This is a genomic window from Mycobacterium sp. TH-M116, from assembly GCF_057473685.1.
This window is the reverse complement of the sequence record NZ_JBYCLC010000147.1, coordinates 1-22366: the sequence shown is the minus strand read 5'-3', so window position 1 is coordinate 22366 and position 22366 is coordinate 1. Positions and strand designations below refer to the sequence as shown.

General features: G+C 68.6%; 19 protein-coding genes. 11 read left to right on the top strand and 8 right to left on the bottom strand.

Going from position 1 to position 22366, the window contains the following annotated elements:
- Window positions 1–95 precede the first annotated feature (95 nt).
- Window positions 96–554, top strand: coding sequence for a PAS domain-containing protein (locus tag AC2VOK_RS07090; protein WP_428899832.1), 459 nt, complete (start codon window positions 96–98; stop codon window positions 552–554).
- 43 nt (window positions 555–597) lie between these two features.
- Here the strand turns inward: AC2VOK_RS07090 and AC2VOK_RS07085 are convergent, their stop codons facing one another.
- Window positions 598–1314, bottom strand: a complete 717-nt coding sequence (locus AC2VOK_RS07085; RefSeq protein ID WP_428899831.1) for a TetR family transcriptional regulator — start codon at window positions 1312–1314, stop codon at window positions 598–600.
- A gap of 387 nt (window positions 1315–1701) precedes the next feature.
- Here AC2VOK_RS07085 and AC2VOK_RS07080 point away from each other — a divergent pair, with 387 nt between their 5' ends.
- Window positions 1702–3813, top strand: coding sequence for an Rv1355c family protein (locus AC2VOK_RS07080; protein WP_428899834.1), 2112 nt, complete (start codon window positions 1702–1704; stop codon window positions 3811–3813).
- Window positions 3814–3835: 22 nt separating this feature from the next.
- Window positions 3836–5746, top strand: coding sequence for a bifunctional diguanylate cyclase/phosphodiesterase (locus tag AC2VOK_RS07075; protein WP_428899830.1), 1911 nt, complete (start codon window positions 3836–3838; stop codon window positions 5744–5746).
- Window positions 5747–5814: 68 nt separating this feature from the next.
- Here AC2VOK_RS07075 and AC2VOK_RS07070 read toward each other — a convergent pair whose 3' ends face one another.
- Complete coding sequence (locus AC2VOK_RS07070) at window positions 5815–6564, bottom strand: hypothetical protein (protein ID WP_428899829.1); 750 nt, start codon at window positions 6562–6564, stop codon at window positions 5815–5817.
- A gap of 1097 nt (window positions 6565–7661) precedes the next feature.
- Between AC2VOK_RS07070 and AC2VOK_RS07065 the strand changes: the two genes are divergently transcribed.
- Genes AC2VOK_RS07065 through AC2VOK_RS07055 form a run of 3 tightly spaced genes read left to right on the top strand, consistent with a single transcriptional unit; the run spans window position 7662 to window position 10033 of the window.
- Window positions 7662–8612: a GNAT family N-acetyltransferase gene (locus AC2VOK_RS07065; protein ID WP_428899833.1), complete on the top strand. Its 951-nt coding sequence runs from the start codon at window positions 7662–7664 to the stop codon at window positions 8610–8612.
- 47 nt (window positions 8613–8659) lie between these two features.
- Window positions 8660–9349 (top strand): DUF5642 family protein, encoded by a 690-nt coding sequence (locus tag AC2VOK_RS07060; protein ID WP_428899828.1) that lies wholly within the window; start codon window positions 8660–8662, stop codon window positions 9347–9349.
- Between the two features lie 27 nt (window positions 9350–9376).
- On the top strand, window positions 9377–10033 hold the full coding sequence (locus AC2VOK_RS07055) for a DUF5642 family protein (protein ID WP_428899827.1): 657 nt from the start codon (window positions 9377–9379) through the stop codon (window positions 10031–10033).
- A 5-nt stretch (window positions 10034–10038) separates the two neighbouring features.
- Here AC2VOK_RS07055 and AC2VOK_RS07050 read toward each other — a convergent pair whose 3' ends face one another.
- Window positions 10039–10656 (bottom strand): alpha-ketoglutarate-dependent dioxygenase AlkB, encoded by a 618-nt coding sequence (locus tag AC2VOK_RS07050; protein ID WP_428899826.1) that lies wholly within the window; start codon window positions 10654–10656, stop codon window positions 10039–10041.
- A gap of 85 nt (window positions 10657–10741) precedes the next feature.
- On the opposite strand from AC2VOK_RS07050, the gene arcA reads away from it, so the two are divergent.
- The gene (gene arcA, locus AC2VOK_RS07045) at window positions 10742–11953 is read left to right on the top strand and encodes an arginine deiminase (RefSeq protein WP_428899825.1); all 1212 of its coding nucleotides are present in this window, start codon (window positions 10742–10744) and stop codon (window positions 11951–11953) included.
- A gap of 65 nt (window positions 11954–12018) precedes the next feature.
- On the opposite strand, the gene AC2VOK_RS07040 is transcribed toward arcA, so the two are convergent.
- Together AC2VOK_RS07040 and AC2VOK_RS07035 are read right to left on the bottom strand one after the other, a co-directional pair.
- Window positions 12019–12867 (bottom strand): DUF559 domain-containing protein, encoded by an 849-nt coding sequence (locus AC2VOK_RS07040; RefSeq protein ID WP_428899824.1) that lies wholly within the window; start codon window positions 12865–12867, stop codon window positions 12019–12021.
- Between the two features lie 110 nt (window positions 12868–12977).
- Window positions 12978–14534, bottom strand: coding sequence for a dolichyl-phosphate-mannose--protein mannosyltransferase (locus AC2VOK_RS07035; RefSeq protein WP_428899823.1), 1557 nt, complete (start codon window positions 14532–14534; stop codon window positions 12978–12980).
- A 24-nt stretch (window positions 14535–14558) separates the two neighbouring features.
- Between AC2VOK_RS07035 and rsmI the strand changes: the two genes are divergently transcribed.
- Entirely contained in the window at window positions 14559–15395 is an 837-nt protein-coding gene (gene rsmI, locus AC2VOK_RS07030) for a 16S rRNA (cytidine(1402)-2'-O)-methyltransferase (RefSeq protein ID WP_428899822.1), read from the top strand.
- A 7-nt stretch (window positions 15396–15402) separates the two neighbouring features.
- On the opposite strand, the gene AC2VOK_RS07025 is transcribed toward rsmI, so the two are convergent.
- Together AC2VOK_RS07025 and AC2VOK_RS07020 are read right to left on the bottom strand one after the other, a co-directional pair.
- The gene (locus AC2VOK_RS07025; RefSeq protein WP_428899821.1) at window positions 15403–16296 is read right to left on the bottom strand and encodes a hypothetical protein; all 894 of its coding nucleotides are present in this window, start codon (window positions 16294–16296) and stop codon (window positions 15403–15405) included.
- Window positions 16297–16421: 125 nt separating this feature from the next.
- Entirely contained in the window at window positions 16422–17678 is a 1257-nt protein-coding gene (locus AC2VOK_RS07020; RefSeq protein WP_428899820.1) for an aminodeoxychorismate synthase component I, read from the bottom strand.
- A gap of 325 nt (window positions 17679–18003) precedes the next feature.
- Between AC2VOK_RS07020 and AC2VOK_RS07015 the strand changes: the two genes are divergently transcribed.
- From AC2VOK_RS07015 to AC2VOK_RS07005, 3 genes are all read left to right on the top strand, one after another.
- A complete protein-coding gene (locus AC2VOK_RS07015) occupies window positions 18004–18150 on the top strand; it encodes a hypothetical protein (protein ID WP_428899819.1) in 147 nt (48 codons plus the stop codon).
- Window positions 18151–18155: 5 nt separating this feature from the next.
- The gene (locus AC2VOK_RS07010) at window positions 18156–19841 is read left to right on the top strand and encodes a hypothetical protein (protein ID WP_428899818.1); all 1686 of its coding nucleotides are present in this window, start codon (window positions 18156–18158) and stop codon (window positions 19839–19841) included.
- A gap of 160 nt (window positions 19842–20001) precedes the next feature.
- Window positions 20002–20697: a TetR family transcriptional regulator gene (locus AC2VOK_RS07005; RefSeq protein WP_428899817.1), complete on the top strand. Its 696-nt coding sequence runs from the start codon at window positions 20002–20004 to the stop codon at window positions 20695–20697.
- 40 nt (window positions 20698–20737) lie between these two features.
- On the opposite strand, the gene metG is transcribed toward AC2VOK_RS07005, so the two are convergent.
- Window positions 20738–22294: a methionine--tRNA ligase gene (metG, locus tag AC2VOK_RS07000; RefSeq protein WP_428899816.1), complete on the bottom strand. Its 1557-nt coding sequence runs from the start codon at window positions 22292–22294 to the stop codon at window positions 20738–20740.
- Window positions 22295–22366 lie beyond the last annotated feature (72 nt).

The following is a 22366-nucleotide window of genomic DNA, read 5'->3' as shown; positions in this document are numbered from 1 at the left end:
AGCCTGGACGTGATGACTGATTCGAACGGGTTGAGTGCGAACGGGTTGAGCCAATCCTTTGATCTCGATGCAAATGCGTTGCTAGTGTGCCGTCCATGACGCACGCGCGATTGCACCAGGGCTCATCTGACGTGGAGGGAAGCCGGCGGGTCGAGGAGCGGCGCCGGAACGGGAGTTCCGCCGATACGCCGGCCGAAATCCTGACGCGTTTGCCCGCTGTGGTGGTCTTGGAGAGGATCCCCGTTCCCACAGTCGCCATCGCGCGTGACGGCGATATCCTGTTCGCGAACACGGCGTTCGCCGACATGGTCGGCTATCCGCAGGACAGGTTGGCGGGTGCGGAGTTCCCACAGATCTTCAATATCGACCTGGCCGCGCTGAACGCGCTGTCCGGAGTCGAAGCACTGTCGAACATGGTTGTCGGGCTGAAGCACTGCGAGGGGTGGACGGTGCGGGCAAAGATGAGCAAGTCGGCGCTGATGCGCCACGACGATCCGGTCGTGCTGGTGACATTCGAGAATCTCACCGAGCGTCTGTGGGTCGACGAGGCATAGAGCCCGTCGGCCCGCCTTTCCGGCGCCGGGCTACGACTGCGGGCTACGACTGTGGGTGTGCCGATGCCACGGCCGTGGCGTGGCGACCGAACGCGAGCGGTTCGGTGGAGACTTTTTTCAGCGCGAGCGCGTGGCGCCGGTTGGTGAACTGGGTGAAGTAGTCGGTCCGGTCCGGGCTGGTGAAGCTCGCGAGGGCGAGGGTGCACGTCCTGCGCAGGTTGTCCAGGTAGTGCTCGGGTTGGTCGAGGTCGCTGATTCTGCGGACACCAACCCACATTGCCACGAGCATGATGGCGACGTCCCCGGGTTCGTGCCGGTCGGTGACGTCACCTTCGGAGAGTGCTCGTTCGATGAGGGTGGCGACGAACTCGACCCACGACTGCCACCGGGTGCCGGCCAGATCCGGCCCGCTGTCGAGGGTGTCGAGCAGTCTCAGACCGGCGCGGGCCACCTCGTCCTGGACATCCTGGACGGCAAGGAGATAGATGAGGTCGATCAGTGTCTCCAGCCCCGACATCTTGCGGGCGAGCAACTCCCGGACCACGGCACCGCTCATCTCGGTGACGTGGTCGATGATTGCCATCGCCAGTGCCTGCTTGGAGGGGAAATGAAAGTACATCGCCCCTTTGGTCAGCTCGGCCTCCACGAGGATGTCATCGAGGCTGACCAGGTTGTAGGGGCGGTGAGAAAACTGGCGTGACGCTGCGAGGACGAGCCGATGGCGGGTGGTGCCGGCCCGCCGTTCGCTGCCCTCCGTCATACCACTTCCCGTCTGGTGGCGATTGCCGCGCAGCGACTACGCGCTACCTGCACGGCTCTGCTGCCTTTGATTCAGTTCCCGCGATCATAGGCGGTTGAGTATCCCCATCCGCCCGCCGCCCGCCGTTGTCGTCCAACCCGGCCTCACCGCTGAACGCGCACACTGGTGCTGCTATAACCCTGAACTCCAACCGCCAAACCAGGTCCTCGAGGATGCGGTCTTTTCCCGACCCGAATTGTCGCCCGGCGCCGGAACTGCCCGCCCCCTACTGGTGGCCCCCTACTATGTGGCAGTGACACGCCTGTCCAACGCGCGGATTCCACGGTTATCGGTGTTCGATCGGGACAAGCATTCGCTGACGCGGTCGAGCACCGAGGAGAAACGACCATCGCTTCCTGGATCGCAGAAATTCTCGACGCCGAGGATCCCGTAGAAAAGGCGGAGGTGGATCGACTGCGCGCCGATCCCGCGGTCGAATTCATCGACCGCTCGCAGGATCAACTCGCGCAGTTGCGTGCGCTGCGGCCCTCGCCCGCTGCGGAGTTGGTGACCGAACCCCGGCGGTGGGCGTACTACCCGTGGCGCCGGGCAGTGGTGTCGGTTCTGGGGCCCCGCGGTTTCCGCGCGGTCCGATTGGATCGCAACAGGAATGTGATCACCACCGACGAACAGGCGCGGCTCGGCGAACTGCGCGTCGGCGTGGCCGGTCTCAGCGTCGGGCATGTCATCGCGCACACGCTGGCCGCGCAGGGCCTCTGCGGCGAGTTGCGGCTCGCGGATTTCGACGGCCTCGAGCTGTCCAACCTCAACCGGGTGCCGGCAACCGTATTCGACCTCGGGCGCAACAAGGCCGAGGTGGCCGCCCGCCGAATCGCCGAGATCGATCCCTACCTGCGCGTCCGGGTTCTGGACGCGGGCCTGACCGTCGACAACCTCGACGAGTTCCTCGACGGACTGGACGTGGTCGTCGAGGAATGCGATTCGCTGGACATCAAGGTCAGCCTGCGGCAGGGCGCCCGCGCCCGGGGAATACCCGTGCTGATGGCGACCAGCGACCGGGGGTTGCTGGACGTGGAGCGTTTCGACCTCGATCCGCAGCGCCCGATCCTGCACGGTCTGCTCGGCGGCCTGGATTACGCCCGGCTGGCCGGCATGGAAAGCCGGGAAAAGGTCCCGCACCTGCTCCGGTTCCTCGAAGCCGACCAGCTGTCGGCCCGCATCCTGGCGTCGGTGGTCGAGATCGACCGCACGCTGTCGACCTGGCCGCAGGTCTGCGGCGACGTCATCCTGGGGGCGAGCGCGATCGCCGAGGCGGTCCGCCGGATCGGCGTGGGCGAAGCCCTGCGATCGGGCCGGACCCGCATCGACCTGGGCTCGGCGATCGACCGGCTCGACGAACCGCGGCGGGCCGGCGATGGCCCGGTGCCCGCGGACGCCGATCCGGATCCGGCGCTGCCGGGTGTGTCGGGCCTCATCGCCGCGGCGGCAGTGCGGGCCCCGTCCGGGGGCAACTCGCAACCGTGGCGCATCGAGGCCACCCCGCAGGAGATCGCCATCCGGCTTGCGCCCGAGCACACGTCGACCATGGACGCCGGCTACCGCGGCAGCGCGGTCGCGCTCGGCGCCGCCGTCTTCAACGTCAAAGTAGCCGCGGCCAGCCAGCAGGTACTGGGCCCGGTGACGGTGCTGGAGAACGTCGACGGCGCGCCGCTACGGGCGACGGTGCAGCTGAGCGGCGGCGCCGACCCGGATCTGGCCGCGCTGTATCAGTCGATGCTGGCACGCGAAACAAATCGGCAGCTCGGCACGCCGCAGCCGATCGCCGCTGCGGCCGTCGACCGCATGCGCGTGGTCGCCGCCCGCGAGGGGGCCCTGCTGCACCTGGTGACCGGGCAACCCGAAATCGCCTCAGTGGCTGATGTTCTCGCGGCTGCCGACCGCATCAGGTATCTCACGCCACGGCTGCACGCGGACATGATCTCCGAGCTGAGGTGGCCCGGAGATCCGCATCCCGACACCGGTATCGACGTGCGCAGCCTCGAGCTCGGGGCCGGCGACCTCGCAGTGCTCGACATCTTGCGGCGGCCGGACGTGATGACCAACCTGGCCGACTGGCATGCCGGAGGCGCCCTGGGCGAGGACACCCGCCGGCGCCTGTCGACGAGTTGCGCGGTGGCCGTTGTCTCGGTGGCCGGACGGTCCCTGACCGACTACGCGCGGGGCGGATCGGCCGTCGAAGCGGTGTGGATCGCCGCGCAACAGCACGGGCTGGCGGTCCAGCCCATCTCGCCGGCGTTTCTGTACGCCCACGACCGTGCGGATCTCGTCGGTTTGTCGCCGACGTTCGCCGATGAGCTGGGCGAGCTCCAGCAGCGGTTCCGGCAACTGGTCGGTGTGCCCTCCGGTGCGTCAGCCGCGCTGATCCTGCGTTGCGCCGTCGCCGCGCCGGCCTCGGTCCGCAGCCGGCGCAACTTCGAGCGCGTCCATGTGCCGCATTAGCACCACCCGCTACCCTTGGGGGGTGTCCGGCTCGTTGGACGACCTGGTAACCGGGGCCGCTGCCGAGTTGATGGCAGCTGTCGCCGGCAACGCGGCGTCCATCAGTGAGCGGGTGCTCGCCAACCTGGTCGACCGGTTCGGCGTGGATTTCGGCTTTCTGCGCCACAACGACCACACCATCCACGCGACGATGCTGATCGCCGAGTGGCCGCCGCGCCCGGAAATCCCCGAACCCGACCCGCTCGGTGTCGTCTACTTCGCCGACGCCGACTCCGTCTTCGCCCGGGCCGAGACCCTCAAGCAACCCGACGTCTTGCGCCCCGAGACGGCCAACGCCGACTACCAGTCGAACATCGAGGAGGGAACCGGCGTACCCGCCGTTTCGCTCGCCTGCGTCCCGCTGCTGTCCGGGGACCTGACCACCGGAACGCTGGGCTTCGTCAAGTTCGGCGACCGCGAATGGATGCCCGAGGAGCTGAACGCGCTGCAGGCGATCGCGGCGCTCTTCGCCCAGTTGCAGGCCCGCACCGTCGCCGAGGAGCAGGTTCGCCACCTTGCCGAACACGACGATCTCACCGGTCTGCTGAACCGGCGAACCCTGATCGGCCGGCTCGACGAGCGTCTTGGGGCGGGCATGCCCGGTCCGGTCTCGATCCTGTTCCTCGACGTTGACCGGTTGAAGGTGGTCAACGATCATCTCGGTCAAAATCCTGGCGACCGTTTCATCATGGCTTTCGCCGACCTCCTGCGGGCGGCGGTCGACGTTCCCGCCCTGATCGCCCGGTTCGGCGGCGACGAGTTCGTCGTCGTGCCGGCCGCGCCGATGACCGTGGACACCGCCGCGGACTTCGCCCGCCAGGTGCAGAATCGGGTCCACAGGCAGGTCGTGATCGACGGCGAGATGCTCGGCCGCACCGTCAGCATCGGCGTCGCCGCGGGAACACCCGGACACGACACCAGCTCGGAGCTGCTGTTACGGGCCGACCAGGCCATCCAATCGGCCAAGGGGTGCGGCGGGGCCACCGTCACCGCCTTCAGCCCCGAGATGGCCGCCAAGGAAGCTATCCGCACCGACATCGAACTGCGCCTGCAGGAGACCATCGACAGCGGAAGCCCCGACCTGGTGCTGCATTACCTGCCGGAGTTCGACATGCGCACCGGCGAAGTCCTGGGCACCGAGGCGCTCGTCCGCTGGCAGCACCCCACCCGGGGGCTGCTGATGCCCGACTCCTTCATCGACGTCGTCGAATCGGTCAACCTGGCGGGCAAGCTCGGCCGTCTCGTCATGCGGTCGGCCTGCGCGCAGTTCGGGCACTGGCAGGCGCACGGCGTCGGGCGGGGCGCCGTGTTGCGCATCAACGTCTCTCCGGTGCAATTGGTCGCCGACGGCATCGTCGACACGGTTGCCGCGACGATCGAGGCGTTCGGGCTCGATCCGAGCGCGGTCTGCCTCGAAATCACCGAACGCGTCGTGGTGGCAGACATCGAGGCCACGCGCAAGACGCTGACCGGACTCAAGGACATCGGCGTGCAGATCGCCATCGATGACTTCGGCACCGGATACAGCGCCCTGGGATACCTGAAATCCCTTCCCGTCGACCTGCTCAAGATCGACCGCGGTTTCGTTCGCGATCTCGGCGACAGTGCCCGCGATCTCGCGATCGTGCAGTCGATCGTGACGCTGGCGAACGCCTTCGGGCTCGAGGTGGTGGCCGAGGGCGTCGAGACCGTCAGCGCGGCGAAAGCGCTGCTGGCCATCGGGTGCACCCGCGCGCAGGGTTTTTTGCTGTCCCGTCCCTTGGACAGCGCGGCGATGGAGGCATTGTTGGCCAGGCGCTTCATCCCGATGAACTTCGCCGCGCCGCGCCACCACGGGTCCATGGATTCGCCGGCCCAGCGCCCCAAGTACATCGGGATCCAGTCGCACCGGTGACGTCGGTGATTCCGCCCGCTCGGCTCACCTCGACCGAGCGGGTCCGGATCTGCAGTGGATCGCGATGCTCACGCCCTCTCGGCGAGCGGCGCTTCGGTCCCGGGCCCGCGGTAGAACGACTGCGTCACGTGCTGGGTCTCGACCAGGATTTTCGCAACTTGTTCCGGTTCCGCATGGTTGACGAAATCGCGACGATTCCACCACATCATCTTGGTCTGATAGCGCTCGTCGGGATAGGGCGTGGCGGGAACGCCCGCGACCACCCCACCGGAGGAGCGCCACCGGTTCAGGACGTAGGCGGCGGCCGTGGCCATGCAGAACTGCGCATCGAGCAGAGCCATCATGTGAAAGCCGCTGCGGGCCAGAGCAGCGGTGAGGCAGCGATCGTGGTTCAGTTCGTCGGCCACCCACGCCGACTTCATTTCCAGGACGCCGAAGGGCACCCGGGCGGTGATCATGTTGCGGACGGTCTGTTCTCCCGGCTGCCCGGACCATTCGGCCACCGCGTGCGAGTCGTCGGCCGAGTGCAACGGCCCGATGGCCCGCACGCCTGCCACCATCTGTCCGCCGGAATCGACCACTGCCAGGTACATGATGGTGTCGGAGCCGCTGAGCAGCGCGTCGACGTCCAGAGCGCACTCGACGCCGTGTTTGCGGTAGCTGCGCTGGGCGCCGTCGGCGTACTCGTCCCAGAGGTCGCTGTCCGTCGACGGTTGCGACAGCACCAGCGTGCAGTCGATGTCCGGGTCAGTCCAGCTGAGGCTGTGCCCAAGCTGGAATTTGTCGGCGTTGGCGGCGTTCAGGGGGATGACGGTCATCGGGCCTCCGGGGAGTTCGGTGCGCCGACGCTGTGCCGGCGAGTGTCAGAACGATGGACGTGACTTCACGGACGGCGCTCTCGTCGCCTACGAATGGCCATCCTCTCGACCTCCCCGGGGGGAAATCCATACCAAAGGAATGCAAACGACGTCAGGGCCGGACTCAGCATATTACAAGTTCCCGTGATTACCACGTCTTTTTTTGGCCTAATGGACCGCTTTGACAAAGCGGCAACCACCGTAAATGGGTGCCGGTTGACTGTCTATGCGCTTGGCGGGCATGGCGGCATCGCCCCTGCGATCCGAGACTGATGGGAGTGTGTTTCTCACTGTTCCCGGATCGAACTCCCGGTAATCGCCAAGCAATAATCTGCGCTTAAAGCCGTGTATTTCCGGCCTTATGCGCAGGACAACTCTTTGGCGCTGATGGCAATCGTCGATGACAAAGACTTCGAACATAACAGTCTCCACGTAGCAGCACATCGCCGCGTCGCCGTCGGCTGACCTGGCAAACTGTGCGGATCGGCGCGCCGGTGGCGGCCCACGACGCGCCGAGCGGGCTTTCGCGGGGCGCAAAGCATTTTATCCTCGAAAATCCGCGGGCCGCCCTAGGGGTGCGGTTGGTGCATCGGCGGGCGGTGGTCGATCATGGGCCCCGCCCGGCAAAACTCATGCTGCGCGGGTATCGCGCGAAAATGGCTATTGAGTCGCGGCCGGCACGGATTCTGGCGACAAGACCTTTGCACGTGCATTAATCGGTCGGTGCCGCGGAAGTCGACGATGCATATCCCGGCAAAAGGTCAACGAGGTGACCGCCGCGGATTCGTGGGCAACTTTCCGTGAGCACGTTGACGAATTCAAGGATCGACTCGCGGATGTCCGCTTACCGGTTGTTGCCGCATCGGCAGCCGACGCCATAGCCTGAGTGGGACCGTGCCCCGTACCGGCGCGGGTGAGGGTCGGGGAGGCACAAAGAAAAACGGCAGGTTCATAGCAGTGCGGGCGGCACGGGAACTGGGCGTGTGCCGGCACTCTGCGACCCCTAGGACATCGCGGTGGCCGAACTGACCGGTGCGCGCGCCGAAGAGCTCGCGACCATGCAGATCTTCGCGGACTGTGCCGTCGCGGACCTGGTGCCGTTGGCCGCCTGCGTCGAGCCGCTGCGTGCCACGGCAGGCCAGGTGCTGATGCGGCAGGGTGAGCAGGCGGTCTCGTTCCTGCTCATATCGTCGGGCAGCGCCGAAGTCGAACACGTCGGCGACGACGGCGTGGCGATTCTCGAGCGGGTCGTGCCGGGCATGATCGTCGGGGAGATCGCGCTGCTGCGCGACATTCCGCGGACGGCTACGGTCACGACCGTCGAACCCCTGGCCGGATGGATCGGGGACGGTGACACATTCGCCCGATTGGTGAACATTCCCGGGGTCATGGACCGGTTGCTGCGCATGGTGCGCCAACGCCTCGCCGCATTCATCACACCCATCCCGATGCGGTTACGCGACGGCACTCACCTGCTGTTGCGCCCGGTTCTGCCGGGTGACAGCGAACGGACCGTGCACGGGCATGTCCACTTTTCCGGCGAGACGCTGTACCGGCGGTTCATGACGGCTCGCCTCCCGAGCCCGGCGTTGATGCACTACCTGTCCGAGGTCGACTACGTCGACCACTTCGTCTGGGTGGTGACCGATGGGACCGACCCCGTGGCGGATGCGCGATTCGTGCGCGACGATGCCGACCCGACGGTCGCCGAGATCGCGTTCACCGTCGCCGACGCCTACCAGGGCCGGGGGATCGGGACCTTCCTGATCGGCGCACTGTCCATCGCCGCCCGGCTCAACAAGGTCGAAAAATTCTCGGCGCGAATGCTGTCCGGAAACGTGGCGATGCGTGCCATCATGGACCGCTCCGGCGCGGTGTGGCAGCGCGAAGACGTCGGAGTCGTCACGACCGTGATCGACGTGCCCCGCCGCCGCGACATGGGACTCACGGCTGACATGGCCGATCGGATCGACCGCGCAGCCCGCCAAGTGATCGAGGCGGTCGGCTGAGCCCCGCAATGCCCGAAGGACGCTGATTTTCGTGATAGGAACACCGCATGCGGCCGTTGCGGAACGGCGGGGCGGCGATTCCCGTGCTCACCCTGCTGGCGACCGCGTGCACCATGTCGCCGGCGCCGGGTCCGTCGACCTCGCCGCCGGCGCCGCGCGGTGCGGCCGTCAATCCCGCCCACATCAAGCGGATCGCCGGCGATTTCCCACCCGGTTACGAGGTGGCCGGCGGCGTCGCCAGGGGGGCCGCGCCCGACTTGACCTGGGGTCTGGGGGCGAACGCAGCCGACGTCAGGGCCAGGCCCGCGCGCTGCGCCGCGCTCGCCGACCCCGGCGCGGGGCGTGCCCAGTCCGCCCAGGGCGTCTCCGGATCGGGTGCGGGAGGCATCGTCGACGCGGTCGTGGTGACGCTGCCGGGTCCGGCGGACCCCGACGCGAATCTCGTCGCGACGTGTGGTCAGTGGACCATGAGCGCGGGTCACACCACGGCCGGCGTGCGTCTCATCGCGGCCCCGCACGTCGACGGCGCGCAAACCCTCGGCATGGTGGCCGACCTCAAGTCCTCCGTTGAGTCGGGCACCCAGATCGATTCGCGCGCATATACGTTCATCGCCTATCTGGGGGACCACTACGCGTTCACCACACTCGTCACCGATCCGGGGGCGGCCGTGCCGGCGTTGCCACCGCAGTTCGCCGCCGACCTGCTCGTCACAACGGTGTCCACGTTGCGCGGCTGAGCATCCGGCTTGGGTAGATTGGCCACGATGGTCAAGCTGTGGGCCGCGGCCGCCTGGGTGTGCGTGCTCGCCGGCTGTTCATCGGGTACGGATGCCTCGGCGGTGAAGGCGGACATCGGCAAGGTCTCCGTCGTGAAGTCGAGCTTCGGGCCCGACTTCACGGTCACCGACATCGGCGAGCGGGGGATCGACCCGCAGCTGCTGGCTCCGCGCAAGCTGCCCGAAGGACTGCGTTTTGATCCTGCGAACTGCGCGACAGCGGTGGCGATCCCGGACATGCCGCCGGACCTGAAAGGCAATATGGCCGCCATCTCCGCCGAGGGCAAGGGCAACCGGTTCGTCGTGATCGCCGTGGAGACCTCCGCGGAGGTGCCGCTCGCCGACCCGGGGAAGGACTGCGCCAAGGTGGCGTTCTCCGGAGACCAGCTGCGCGGCGGCATCGAGGTGGTCGGGGCGCCGCACATCGCCGGAGTTCACACGCTGGGCACCCACCGCGTCCTGCAGACGGTGGTCGCGGGCGCGGTCCGCACCGGGGAGCTCTACGACTATTCCGCTCAGTTCGGCGACTACCAGGTGATCGTCATCGCCAACCCGCTGGTGATCCCCGACCAGCCGGTGGCGCCGGTCGACACCGATCGTGCCCGCGACCTGCTCGTCAAGGCGGTAGCCGCGGTCCGGAGTTGAGCGGGTCAGCGGACATCGCGCGGCCGGAACTGGACGCTGATCCGCGGACCCGCGGGCGCCGACGTCTTGGGCACCGCGTGCTCCCAGGTGCGCTGGCATGATCCGCCCATCACCAGCAAGTCGCCGTGCGCTTGCGGCAGCCGCAACGACGGGCCCCGGGGGCCTGAGCCGCGGCGCCGCAACGCGAAGGTACGCGTGGCGCCGAGACTGACGATCGCGACCATGGTGTCCTCGGCACTGCTGCGGCCGATGGTGTCGCCGTGCCAGGCCACACTGTCAGAGCCGTCGCGGTAGCAACACAGCCCCACGGTCGTGAACGGTTCACCGAGCTCGCCGGCGTAGATGTCGTTGAGCCGCCGCCGCAGCCGCCCCAGCAGGGGGTGTGGGGGGTCCTCGAGTGTCAGGTCGTGAAAGCTCACCAGCCGCGGCACGTCGACCACCCGGTCGTACATGTGGCGGCGTTCGGCCCGCCAGGGCACGGTCGCCAGCAGGGCCTCGAACAGCTCCGCCGCGTCGGGCGAGTCACCCGCGAGCCAGCCCGCGCGGATTTCGATGAAGGCGCCGCCGCTGAGGTGGCGGCGTTCGGTGTGCTCGAAAAGCGAGCCCTGGACCGCGATCCCCACGTCACCCAGCGTATCGCACGCACGTTCGAACCGATGGCGGCGCGGCGGGTGTGTGGCCCGATCGTGGCGCCGCTACGGTTGCTCTGTGGGCGTCGTCGAGTTGGGCACCGATTCCGAGGTCGGCACGTTACGGGTGGCCATCCTGCACCGCCCGGGCGCCGAGCTGGGCCGGCTCAGCCCGCGCAACGTCGACCAGCTGCTGTTCGACGGGCTGCCGTGGGTGGCGCGCGCGCAGGAGGAGCACGACCAGTTCGCCGAGTTGCTGCGCAGCCGCGGCGTGGAGGTCCTGCTGATGTCGGACCTGCTGACCGAGTCGCTCAACCACAGCGGGGCGGCCCGGATGCAGGGCGTGGCAGCTGCCGTCGATACATGGAGGCTGGGAGTGCCTCTGGCGCAAGAACTTTCGGCCCATCTGCGCAGCCTCGAACCAGGCAGGCTGGCCCACGTGCTGATGGCCGGTATGACGTTCGGCGAGTTGCCGCCGGAAACGCGCACAGATGTGTCGCTGGTGCTTCGCATGCACCGCGGTTCTGACTTCGTCATCGACCCGCTGCCGAACCTGTTGTTCACCCGTGACTCGTCGATGTGGATCGGTCCGCGGGTGGTGATCCCGACGCTTGCACTGCAGGCGCGGGTGCGCGAGGCCTCGCTGACCGACCTCATCTACGCCCATCACCCGCGTTTCACCGGGGTGAGACGGGCCTACGAGTCGCGTACCGCGCCGGTCGAGGGCGGTGACGTCTTGTTGCTCGCCCCGGGTGTGCTCGCGGTCGGGGTTGGTGAGCGTACCTCTCCGGCGGGTGCCGAAGCGTTGGCGCGCAGCCTTTTCGACGACGACCTGGCCACCACCGTGCTGGCCGTGCCGATCGTGCAGCGGCGCGCGCAGATGCACCTGGACACGGTGTGCACGATGGTCGACACCGAGACCGTGGTGATGTACGCCAACATCGTCGACTCGCTCTCGGCGTTCACCATTCAGCGCACACCCGACGGCGTGACCATCAGCGACGAGACGCCGTTCCTGGAGGCCGCAGCCAAGGCGATGGGAATCGACAAGCTGCGCGTCATCGACACCGGTCTGGATCCCGAAGTCGCCGAACGCGAACAGTGGGACGACGGCAACAACACCCTGGCGTTGGCGCCCGGCGTCGTCGTCGCCTACGAGCGCAACGTCCAGACCAACACCCGGCTGCAGGAGGCCGGCATCGAGGTGCTGACCATCGCGGGGTCCGAACTGGGCACCGGCCGCGGCGGCCCGCGCTGCATGTCCTGTCCGGCCGCCCGCGATCCGGTCTAGCCCGGTCCAGCTCTGCTGCGCCGAGATTGCCGCCACGGTTGTGCCCGCGGCCCGGATCGCAGCCCTCACGGCACTCTCGGCGCCGACCTCCGTGCCAGCACGTCAGCTGCCCGCCGGACGATTGCCGCCGGCCGGTCTTCCTTGATCACCCTGATCACGCGCCAACCCAGGCGATCGAGCATCTCGGCGCGACGAATGTCTTTGACGTATTGCCGTCGATCGGCGCGGTGCTGGTCGCCGTCGTACTCGACCGCCACCATCGCCTGCTCCCAGCCCATGTCGAGATAGGCCACGTCGTGTCCGTCGGTCACTTTGATCTGTGTGACCGGCCGCGGTAGACCACCGTCGATGAGCACCAGTCGCAGCCAGGTCTCCTTGGGCGATTGGGCGCCGCCATCCATCAACGAGAGCGGCGTCCGGCATTGCCGCACGCCGCGTGTTCCCGGGTGGCGGGCGATCATCGGTGTCACCGCCGCGGCGGTCAGTCCCGTCGCGGCCGACAGCGCGTCGAGGTGGGTCACCGCGAGGCTCCGGGGCAGGTGCCGCGCCAGGTCGAATGCCGTGCGCGCCGGATTGGTCACACGGAGCCCGCCCAGGGCCGTGATGTCCTCATCGCCGATTCGTTCCCGGCGAACGATGATGCCCGGCGGTGGATGGTGGAAGCCACCGACGATTTCGATCGGGGTGAAGTCGTCCACCCATTTCGCTCCGTGCAGCGCCGCGGCCGCGCGGCCGGCGATGATCGCCCTGCGCCCGGACCACAAATACGCCGCGTGGATATCTTCTCGCAGCGACCTGGTCGCGTTCTTGGGCAGGTATACATCACGATGGACTTGCCGGTGATTCCAGCGCAGCTGGCCCCGGGTCAGCCTGCCGTGCGCTATCGCTTCGCTCCCGAGAAATACGCGAGTCACGCGGCCATGATGTGCGCGACGACCGACAGTGCGCCGAGATTGCCGCCACGGTTGTGCCCGCGGCCCGGATCACAGCCCTCACGGCAATCTCGGTGCGACCGATCGCGAACTCACCGCCAGCTGGGCAGCCAGATCTCCATGTTCCAGGTCTGTTGCGAGATGGGCAGCCCGGTGAGCACCGGGAAGAGCCAGGCGAAGTTGGTCGCCACCGAGGCCACGTAGCAACTCACCAGGATCAGCCCGAGCGTGCGACGTTCCCGGCCCTGCTCAGGGGCATAGAGAATGTCACCGCAGATCAATGCGATGGCCATGACGAGGAAGGGCGCCATCGTCGCCGCGTAGAAGAAGTACATCTGCCGGTCGATGTCGGCGAACCACGGCAGCCACCCCGCGCAGTAGCCGACCCAGACCACGGCGTACCGCCAGTCCCGGCGTACGACCATGCGCCACGTCCCATATGCGAGGACCAACACCGCCGGCCACCACATGGCGGGCGTGCCGATCAGCATCTCGGCTTTGACGCACGACTGGGTGCCGCAGCCGGGAACGTTCTGCTGGTCGATGGCGTACAGCACGGGCCGCAGCGACATCGGCCAGCTCCACGGCTTGGACTCCCACGGGTGGTGGTTGCCGGCGGCGTTCGTCAGGCCGGCATGGAACTGGAACGCCTTGGCGGTGTAGTACCACAGCGAGCGCACGGCGTCGGGGAGGGGCACCACCGAGTGAGGCCCGATCGCCTGGCCCACTTCGTGCCGGTCGATCGCGGTTTCCGAGGCGAACCAGGGCGCATAGCCGGCCAGGTAGACGGCGAACGGGATCAGGCCCAGCGCGTAGCCGGTGGGCGCCAGGTCGCGGCGCAGCGTGCCGAGCCAGGGCCGCGTGACCTGGTACTGACGGCGCGCGGCCACGTCGGACGCCAACGACATCGCCCCGAAGAACACGACGAAGTACAGACCCGACCACTTCGTCCCGCACGCCAAGCCGAGCAGCACCCCGGCGCCGAAACGCCACCAGCGCACGCCGAGTCGTGGGCCCCATTCGGTTTCGGCAATGCGGCCCTCCAGCAGCGCGACGTGCATCCGCCGGCGCACCTGGTCGCGGTCGACGATGAGGGCCCCGAAAGCCGCCACCACGAAAAAGGTGAGGATTCCGTCGAGCAGCGCGGTCCGGGCGGTGACGAAACTGACGCCGTCGCAAATCAGCAGTATGCCCGCGATGCCGCCGACCAGCGTCGAGCGGCTGATCCGCCGCACGATGCGCGTCACCAGCGCGACCAGGACCACCCCCAGCACGGCACCGCTGAATCGCCAGCCCACGCCGTCGTAGCCGAAAATCGCCTCGCCCAGCGCGATCACCTGCTTGCCGACGGGAGGATGGACGACCAGGCCGAAGCCGGGGTTGTCCTCCACCCCGTGGTTGTGCAGCATCTGCCAGGCCTGCGGCGCGTAGTGCTTCTCGTCGAAGACGGGCGTGCCGGCGTCGGTCGGCGAGCCCAGGTTCACCAACCGGCTCACCGCCGCCAGCAGCGTGACGACGCCCGTTGTGACCCAGCCCCGGAGGTGGTCGGTCGGTCCGAAATCGGCGACCGGGATCAAGCGTCCGGGGCTGACGACGGGGACGACACGCTCCTGCGCGGCCACGGAGCGTTCGCGGAGCGGGGCGGTCATCTCGTCGATCGTAAGCTGTGCGTCATGACCCCCGGTCGGCTGTTGCTCGGCGCGACCCCGCTGGGACAGCCCTCGGATGCGTCGTCGCGCCTGATCGATGCCCTGGCCCGCGCCGACGTGGTGGCCGCCGAGGACACCCGCCGGGTACGAATGCTGGCGAAAGCCCTCGGCGTCGCCATCACCGGCCGGGTGGTCAGCCTGTTCGACCAGGTCGAGGCCACGCGGGTGCCCGCCCTGGTCGACGAGGTCAATTCCGGAGCGACCGTGTTGGTGGTCAGCGACGCGGGCATGCCGGTGATCAGCGACCCGGGGTACCGGCTGGTCCGGGCGTGCGTCGCAGCGGGCTTGCCGGTGACGTGTCTGCCGGGCCCGTCGGCGGTGACCACCGCGCTGGCGGTCTCCGGTCTACCCTCGGACCGGTTCTGCTTCGAGGGATTCGCGCCGCGCAAGGCTCCGGCGCGCCGGGCCTGGCTGGCTTCGCTGGCCGACGAGCGGCGCACCTGCGTGTTCTTCGAGTCGCCGCGCCGGCTGGCCGCGTGTCTGCGCGATGCGGTCGACGAACTCGGCGGTGCCCGCCCGGCGGCGATGTGCCGGGAGCTGACGAAGGTGCACGAAGAGGTGGTGCGCGGGACGCTCGAGGAGTTGGCTGCGCGGGCGGCCGACGGCGTGCTCGGCGAGATCACGGTCGTACTGGCCGGTACCACGCCCCGCGCCGATCTTCCGGCGCTGGTGACGCGGGTGGAGGAACTCGCCGCTGACGGCGTCCGCGTCAAAGACGCCTGCGGCGAGGTGGCGGCGGCACACCCCGGGGTGCGCTCACGCCAGCTCTACGACGCGGTGCTGCGATCCCGGAAGGCCTGAGTCGATATCAGGGGGTGCACGCTCCGATGGGGCCGATCGACGGTGTGCAGAACTGCGGGTGCGGGAGGGCGGGCAGTCCCGCCAGCGCCGGCGCCGCCGGGAGGCCCACCGCGGGCAGCGCCGGAAGCGCCGGCAGCGCAGGTATCGCGGGCACACCGACCGACGGCAGACCTGCCGCCGGGAGAACCGCCGCCGCCCCCGGGATGGACGCTACTGCGGGGAGCGCGGCGGCCGCGGTCGTCAGCCCGCTGGTCCCGATGGTGTTGACACCGGGGATCGAGAACGAGGGCAAGCCGATGTTGTTGGGCAGGAGCCCGACGTCCTTGAGGTAGATGAGCGCAAAGACGGCGGATTCTCCGAGGCCAAACACGCTGCTTGCGGAGCCCAGCAGGAGTGGCAGCACCGAGGCCGCGCTGACGGGGATGGCGGTCAGGCCCCCGACCCCGGCCAGTCCGGGCACGGCTCCGGCAAGGCCGGGCAGCATGGGCGCCAGGGCGTAGGGGTCCGGAATGCCACCCAATCCCCCGTCGGGAACGCCGCCCAGCCCCCCGACCGGCGTGCCGGACCCGCCGATTGCCCGTCCGGCGCTGCCGCCGCCGATCATTGCGGGTGCGGCGGCCGCGGGCACCTCACTGGCGGCCGACGGCGCGCCGGGTTCGGGCGCCGGCTGCGGCGCGATCATGTTGCCCGCCTCGGAGAAGGCCGGGGATTCGGCGTGCTGCGCGACCGGCTTCGGTGCCTCGGGCATCAGGACGGCGGCCAGCTTCTCGCACCCGGCGCCGCCCGTGGCGTCGCACATCCCACCTACGGGCAAGGGCGCGCTCACCGTGGTCAGGGGCGTGACCGCCAGCGTCCCTCCCACGAAAGCGGCGGCGACGGTGCCCAGAACAGCGATTCTCATGACAGACCCCTCCAACGCAGTCGACTCGCGCTGGGCGCGGTTCGATGGCTCGAGCTTAGGCGCTCGCGGCCACTGGCGTGCAGGTTACCCGGATTTTCACCGCCGCTACCCTGGCCGTTCAGCCGCTAGCCGACCGGCGCCGCGGCCGGAATGCGCGGCGCCCCGACGATCGGGGCCGCCTTGTGCAGGCACTCCTGCCACTCCGCGTCGGGATCGGAGTCGGCGGTGATCCCGCCGCCGACGCCCAGCACGGCGCCGCCCGCCGCGTCGAACTCGACGGTGCGGATTGCGACGTTGAGTTCGCACCCGGCTATCGGGGAGGCTAAACCGACTGTGCCGCAATATACTCCGCGCCGCCTCTGTTCCCATCCGGAGAGCAGCCGGCGCGCCCGGTGCTTCGGGGTTCCCGTCACCGAGGCCGGCGGGAAGGCGGCGTCGAGCAACGCCGAGGTGGGCAACCCGTCGGGAACCCGGGCCGAGACCGTGGACACCAGGTGCCACACGCCCGGCGCCCGACGCACCACCAGCAACTCGGGCACGGTGACGCTGCCGACGACCGCGACCCGGCCCAGGTCGTTGCGGACCAGGTCCACGATCATGATGTTCTCGGCCACCTCCTTGGCCGAGGAGCGCAGCGCCGCCGGCCAGGCGTCCAGCGGCAGGGTGCCCTTGATGGGGCTGGACGTCACGACCGACTCCCGCCGGCGCAGGAACAGCTCCGGAGACAGCGACGCCACTGCGCCCCACGGTCCGGCGAGATAGGCCGCGCGGGCCGGGGCGGTGCGTGCGACGCCCTCGACGAAGAAATCCAGGGGGTTCCCGTCGACCGTCCCGGTGAACTGGGTGCATACGCACGCCTGATAGACCTCGCCCGCGCGGATCGCGTCCAGGCAGGCGAGCACCCCGCCCCGGTGCGCTTCCCGGTCGGCCGCGTCCCAGGCGATGCGGCACTCACGCGCCGGGGCGGGGGCGGCCGCCAGCGCGGCGGTCAGCCAGTCCGGCATCGGCGCACCGGAGAGGCTCTCGTAGAACCACTGCCCGTCCGAGTCGCTGCGCAGCACGCAGTCCGTCCAGCCGCCGGCGGCCTCGGGTATCCGGTTCGCGCGGCCATCGGCTCCGGCGTCCGGGTAGGACAGGTACCCGATCCAGCCGCCCCCCACCGCTTCGGGAACCTGCGCCCGGCGGTCCTGCTCGTGCACCGTGAACGCGTCGGCGGTGTCCGCCCGCTGGACCTGCAGACTCGGCGCGATCACCGCCTGCGCGCCGAACCACTCTCCGGTCAGCGCGGCCGGCGCCGGCAGGCCGAGCCGGCCGGTGGCCGCACCGACGGCACGCAGCACCCGCGGCACGGCACCGAGGTCCCCGAGCCGGTCGATTCGCACGGCCCCAGCTTGACAGAGCGGCCGGTTCGCGCGCCGCGGGCGTCCGGCCCGCGGACACGGGCAGATCGGGCGGACATGTCGGTAGCTGCCGTCGGGCCGAGGGCAACGTCGAGGCCAAAATGTCCTCCTAGCTGCGCGGGGTGCGCGTGTTAGGCTGCGCTACGCCCAGAGATGACCGGCCGCCGTGCCGCCGTACCCGCTAGACGGATAATGAAGACGGCGCTCCCGGTGCGTTGCGCATCGAGAGCACTGAGTTTGCAGACGACAACCGACCTGATTGCTTCCGGCGCCCAGCCGGGACAGGTGCTTCGTATCGGAGGAGCCCGTGCCGCGCAGCCTGGACCGCGTCGTGACCGCGGCTGACGCCGGCGCGCGCGAAGCGGTCGCGGCGCTGCAAGCCCTGTCGTCCTCGCGGTGGATGCCGATGCCCTTCCTCGCGGACCGCGAGGCGCTGCCGGTGTTCGCGATCTAGCCCTGGTGTCGAGGTCCGGATTGTTGTTGAGGAATGGCGCGCTGACCGTCGCCGCGTGCACGGCGCTGACCCTGGCCGGGTGCAGTGGTCACCCCGACCCCGGGCCGCTTTCGGCGATGGTCAGCCCGGCCATACCGCCCAGCGTTCAGGAAATCCCGAACCCGCTGCGGGGGCAGTACGAAGATCTGTTGAATCCTCTTTTCCCGCAAAGCAATCCCGCGCAGCAGCGCTATTCGGCATGGCCCGCGTCATACGACGCCAGTCTGCGCCTCTCGTGGCGGCAGCTGCAGCCCACCGATCCGCGAACGCTTCCACCGGACGCTCCCGACGACCGCAAGTACGACTTCAGCGCGATCGACGACACGCTGACCAAGCTGGCGAACCGCAACATGCGGTTGACTCTCGGCGTGTACGCATTCAGCTCCTGCTGCGGGAACTCCCACCCCGACAACACCAACATCGCGATCCCCGACTGGATGCGCTCTGCGGCCTCCGCCTATCCCGGACGGCCGAACGGTTCGACGCCCGGGGTGACCCAGGTCGTGCCGAACTGGAACGACCCCGCCTACCTCGACGCGTTCGGCGGGCTGCTCGCCGCGCTCGGCCGCCGTTACGACGCCGACGAGCGACTCGGCGTGTTCGAGTTCTCCGGGTACGGCGACTTCGGGGAGAACCAGATCGACTACCTGCGCGACGCGCTGGGTGCGCCGGGCCCGTCCCCCGACGAGAGTGCCACCGCCCTGGGCTATTACAGCCAGTCCCGCGATCAGAACATCACCGTCACCTCCATTCGCCGGCTGGTCGAGGCGAACGTGGCCGCGTTCCCGCACACGCAATTGGTGGTCGCCGCGCAGAACCCTGAGATCGTGCGCGAACTACTCGCCGACGACGTCACCAAGAAGCTGTCCGGGCCGGTGGGAATCCGCGCGGACTGCCTGGGGGTGCGGTCGCCCCTGCCCTCGTGGGCGGAGTCCGGCGATTCCCACTACGTCCAGTCCGGCGACGCGGTCGTCACGGCGATCAAACAGCGGTTGCTCTCCGCGCCCGTGATCACGCAATGGTGCACGCCGCCCAGCGGCACCGCCCCGCGGTCCTACTACGAAAAGGGCCTGCACGATGTGGTCAGATATCACGTGTCGATGACGTCCAGCATCGACTTTCCCGACCAGGACTCCACGACAGCGATGGACTCCGGCCTGTATCTGGTTTGGGCGCAAGCTAATTCGTCTGCCGGCTACCGCTATTCGGTTGAGGCGCAGCCGGGATCGCAATCCGTGCGCGGCAAGGTGGCCAGCATCTCGGTGGTCTGGACGAACTACGGCTCGGCAGCCATGACCGAGCGCTGGGTCCCCGGCTACCGTCTGGTGGACTTCACCGGATCGGTGGTGCGCAGCCTGCCGGCGACGGTCGACCTCAAAACCCTGGTGCGCGACGACTCCAGTCAATCGCGGCAGGAGGCGGTACCGGTGTCATCGACCGAATCCGTGCACGTCGACCTGGGGGGCCTGGCGCCCGGCCACTACACGCTTCGCGCCACCGTGGGCTGGCAGCAGCACAAACCTGGCGCCTCGCACGTGGTGAACTACGCGCCGATGGCGCTGGCCCGCGACGGCCGGGACGGGTCGGGAATGTATCCGATTGCCACCCTGGACATTCCGCGCGACGCCACGACGCCGGCCGGCAACGAGTGACCGCCCGCGCCCGCTGATTCGGCGTGAACGACGCGGCAAGTCCATGCGATCGAGGCCTTGGCCCGGCTGCATTGTTAGGCTTACTCCCTTACAACCGGAGACGAGACACCGGGTTGCGTGGATCGGTACAGACCCACCGAACCCTGGAGGTGTAGCAGCGATGGCGCGTCAAGTTCGATCCGAAGCCACTCGACGGAGGATCCTCGATGCAGCGATTGACGTGTTCGGTGAGGTCGGGTACTCGGCGGCTGCGTGGGGCACGATCATCGAACGGACGGGGATGACCAAGGGGGCCTTGTATCATCACTTCGATTCCAAGGAATCGTTGGCGTCCGCGATCATCGACGAGGGATCGGACGCGCTGTTGGGCGCCTTCCGTCACGTGTGTGGGACTTCTTCGCCGGCGTTGGAGAACATGATCCACGGCACCTTCACGATCGCGACCATGGTGCGATCGGACAAGGTGGCCCGCACCGCCGAGCAATTGACCTGCGCCCTGAGCGGTTTCAACGACTCCGCCACGCGTTTCTGCGCGGGTCTGATCGAACTGATGTCCGCGGAGGCGCAACGGGCAACCGATGAGGGGGACCTCAGATCCGGCCTCGACCCGGAACGGCTCGGGGAGTCGATCGTCGTTACCATGCTCGGAACGTGCTTGATTTCCAACCTGGTTCGCGCCGACGGCGTCGACGAGGACCTCGTCGGACGAACCGGCCGGATGTGGGACCTGCTGCTCGCCGGTGTCGTCGACGAGAGCGCGCTCGCCTACTTCCGCCAGTTCCTCGCCCGTGAGGCGTTGCGTCATGCGCAACCGGATGGGTCCGCCACCGGTGTCATGGTGGCCGGAGCAGGCTAGGAGCCGGCTGGGCGCAGGCTGGGAGCAGGCTGGGAGCAGGCTAGGCGGGTTCGGATACGGGCTGGTAGCGGGGGAACACCCCCGTCGGGGGCGGTAGCACCGTGCCCGGGGCCAGCCGGGTACCGATGGCGTCGAACCCTCGCCGGTCTTGCGCCTGCCCGAGCAAATCGAGGAGTTTGCCTGCCGATTCGGGCATGACGGGCTGCACCAGCAGCGCCGCGATGCGCACCGCCTCACACGTCGTGTACAGCACAGCACGAAAGCGCGCCTGGTCCGACACGGATTCGCTCTTGCGCAGCACCCACGGCTGCTGGGCCGAGAAGTACTTGTTGGCGTCGCCGAGCATGAGCCAGATCGCCTCCAGGGCCAAGTGCATCGCCAGCGCGTCGAAACCGGCGCGCACCCGCTCCAGCAGGCCGTCGGCCGTCGTCAGCAGCTCGGTGTCGGCCGCGGTCGGCTCACCGGGGTCGGGGACCACGCCGCCCAGGTTCTTGGCCACCATCGACAGCGAGCGCTGGGCCAGGTTGCCCAGCTCGTTGGCCAGGTCGGTGTTGATCCGCGTGACGATGGCCTCTTCGGTGTAGTTGCCGTCCTGACCGAACGGGACCTCACGCAACAGGAAATAGCGAACCTGATCCACCCCGAATGTGTCCGCCAGCGCCACCGGGTCGACGACGTTGCCCACCGACTTGCTCATCTTTTCGCCCCGATGATGCAGAAATCCGTGCGCGCACACGGTTCGGGGAAGCTCGATCCCCGCCGACATCAGGAATGCCGGCCAATACACGGCGTGGAACCGGATGATGTCCTTGCCGATCATGTGCAGATCCGCGGGCCAGTAGCGCCGGAACAGCTCCGCGTCGGTGTCGGGGAAGCCCGCACCGGTCAGGTAGTTGGTGAGCGCGTCGACCCAGACGTACATGACGTGCTTCGGGTCGTCGGGCACCGGCACCCCCCAGTCGAAGGAGGTGCGCGAGATCGAAATGTCCGCCAGGCCGCTCGACACGAAGCTGACCACCTCGTTGCGCCGCACCTCGGGGGCGATGAAGCCCGGATTGGCGTCGTAGTGGGCCAGCAGCCGTTCCCCGTACGCCGACAGCCGGAAGAAGTAGGACTGCTCCTCGGTCCAGGTCAGTGCGGCGCCGGTTTCGGTCGCCACGCGCGTTCCGTCCTCGAGAAGCTGCGTCTCGGCCTCGAAGAAGAACCGTTCGTCGCGCACCGAGTACCACCCCGAGTAGTTGTCGAGGTAGATGTCGCCGGCCGCCGACATGCGCCGCCAGATCTCCTGGGAGGCGCGGTAGTGGTCGGGATCGGTGGTGCGGATGAACCGGTCGAAGGAGATGTTCAGTGCCTCCTGGACGCGCTGGAACACCTCCGAGTTGCGACGCGCCAGCTGCGCGGTGGGGATGCCGGCGGCCGCGGCCGCCTGGGCGACCTTCAGGCCGTGCTCGTCGGTTCCGGTCAGGAAACGCACGTCGAAGCCGTCGAGCCGCTTGAACCGGGCGATCGCGTCCGTGGCGATGTACTCGTACGCGTGACCGACGTGCGGCGCCGCGTTCGGATACGCGATGGCCGTCGTGACGTAGTAGGGCCTCATCGAGAGTCCACCCTATTGTGTGGCCGTGAGCTCTGAGGAACCAGCCGAACGGGAAGCGCCGCCCGCGCCGGC

Bases quoted from the DNA above. Each gene is read 5' to 3' on its own strand.
- AC2VOK_RS07090 (WP_428899832.1), top strand. From the start codon at position 96: ATGACGCACGCGCGATTGCACCAGGGCTCATCTGACGTGGAGGGAAGC.
- AC2VOK_RS07085 (WP_428899831.1), bottom strand. From the start codon at position 1,314: ATGACGGAGGGCAGCGAACGGCGGGCCGGCACCACCCGCCATCGGCTC.
- AC2VOK_RS07070 (WP_428899829.1), bottom strand. From the start codon at position 6,564: ATGACCGTCATCCCCCTGAACGCCGCCAACGCCGACAAATTCCAGCTT.
- AC2VOK_RS07065 (WP_428899833.1), top strand. From the start codon at position 7,662: ATGCAGATCTTCGCGGACTGTGCCGTCGCGGACCTGGTGCCGTTGGCC.
- AC2VOK_RS07060 (WP_428899828.1), top strand. From the start codon at position 8,660: ATGCGGCCGTTGCGGAACGGCGGGGCGGCGATTCCCGTGCTCACCCTG.
- AC2VOK_RS07055 (WP_428899827.1), top strand. From the start codon at position 9,377: ATGGTCAAGCTGTGGGCCGCGGCCGCCTGGGTGTGCGTGCTCGCCGGC.
- AC2VOK_RS07035 (WP_428899823.1), bottom strand. From the start codon at position 14,534: ATGACCGCCCCGCTCCGCGAACGCTCCGTGGCCGCGCAGGAGCGTGTC.
- rsmI (WP_428899822.1), top strand. From the start codon at position 14,559: ATGACCCCCGGTCGGCTGTTGCTCGGCGCGACCCCGCTGGGACAGCCC.
- AC2VOK_RS07025 (WP_428899821.1), bottom strand. From the start codon at position 16,296: ATGAGAATCGCTGTTCTGGGCACCGTCGCCGCCGCTTTCGTGGGAGGG.
- AC2VOK_RS07005 (WP_428899817.1), top strand. From the start codon at position 20,002: ATGGCGCGTCAAGTTCGATCCGAAGCCACTCGACGGAGGATCCTCGAT.
- metG (WP_428899816.1), bottom strand. From the start codon at position 22,294: ATGAGGCCCTACTACGTCACGACGGCCATCGCGTATCCGAACGCGGCG.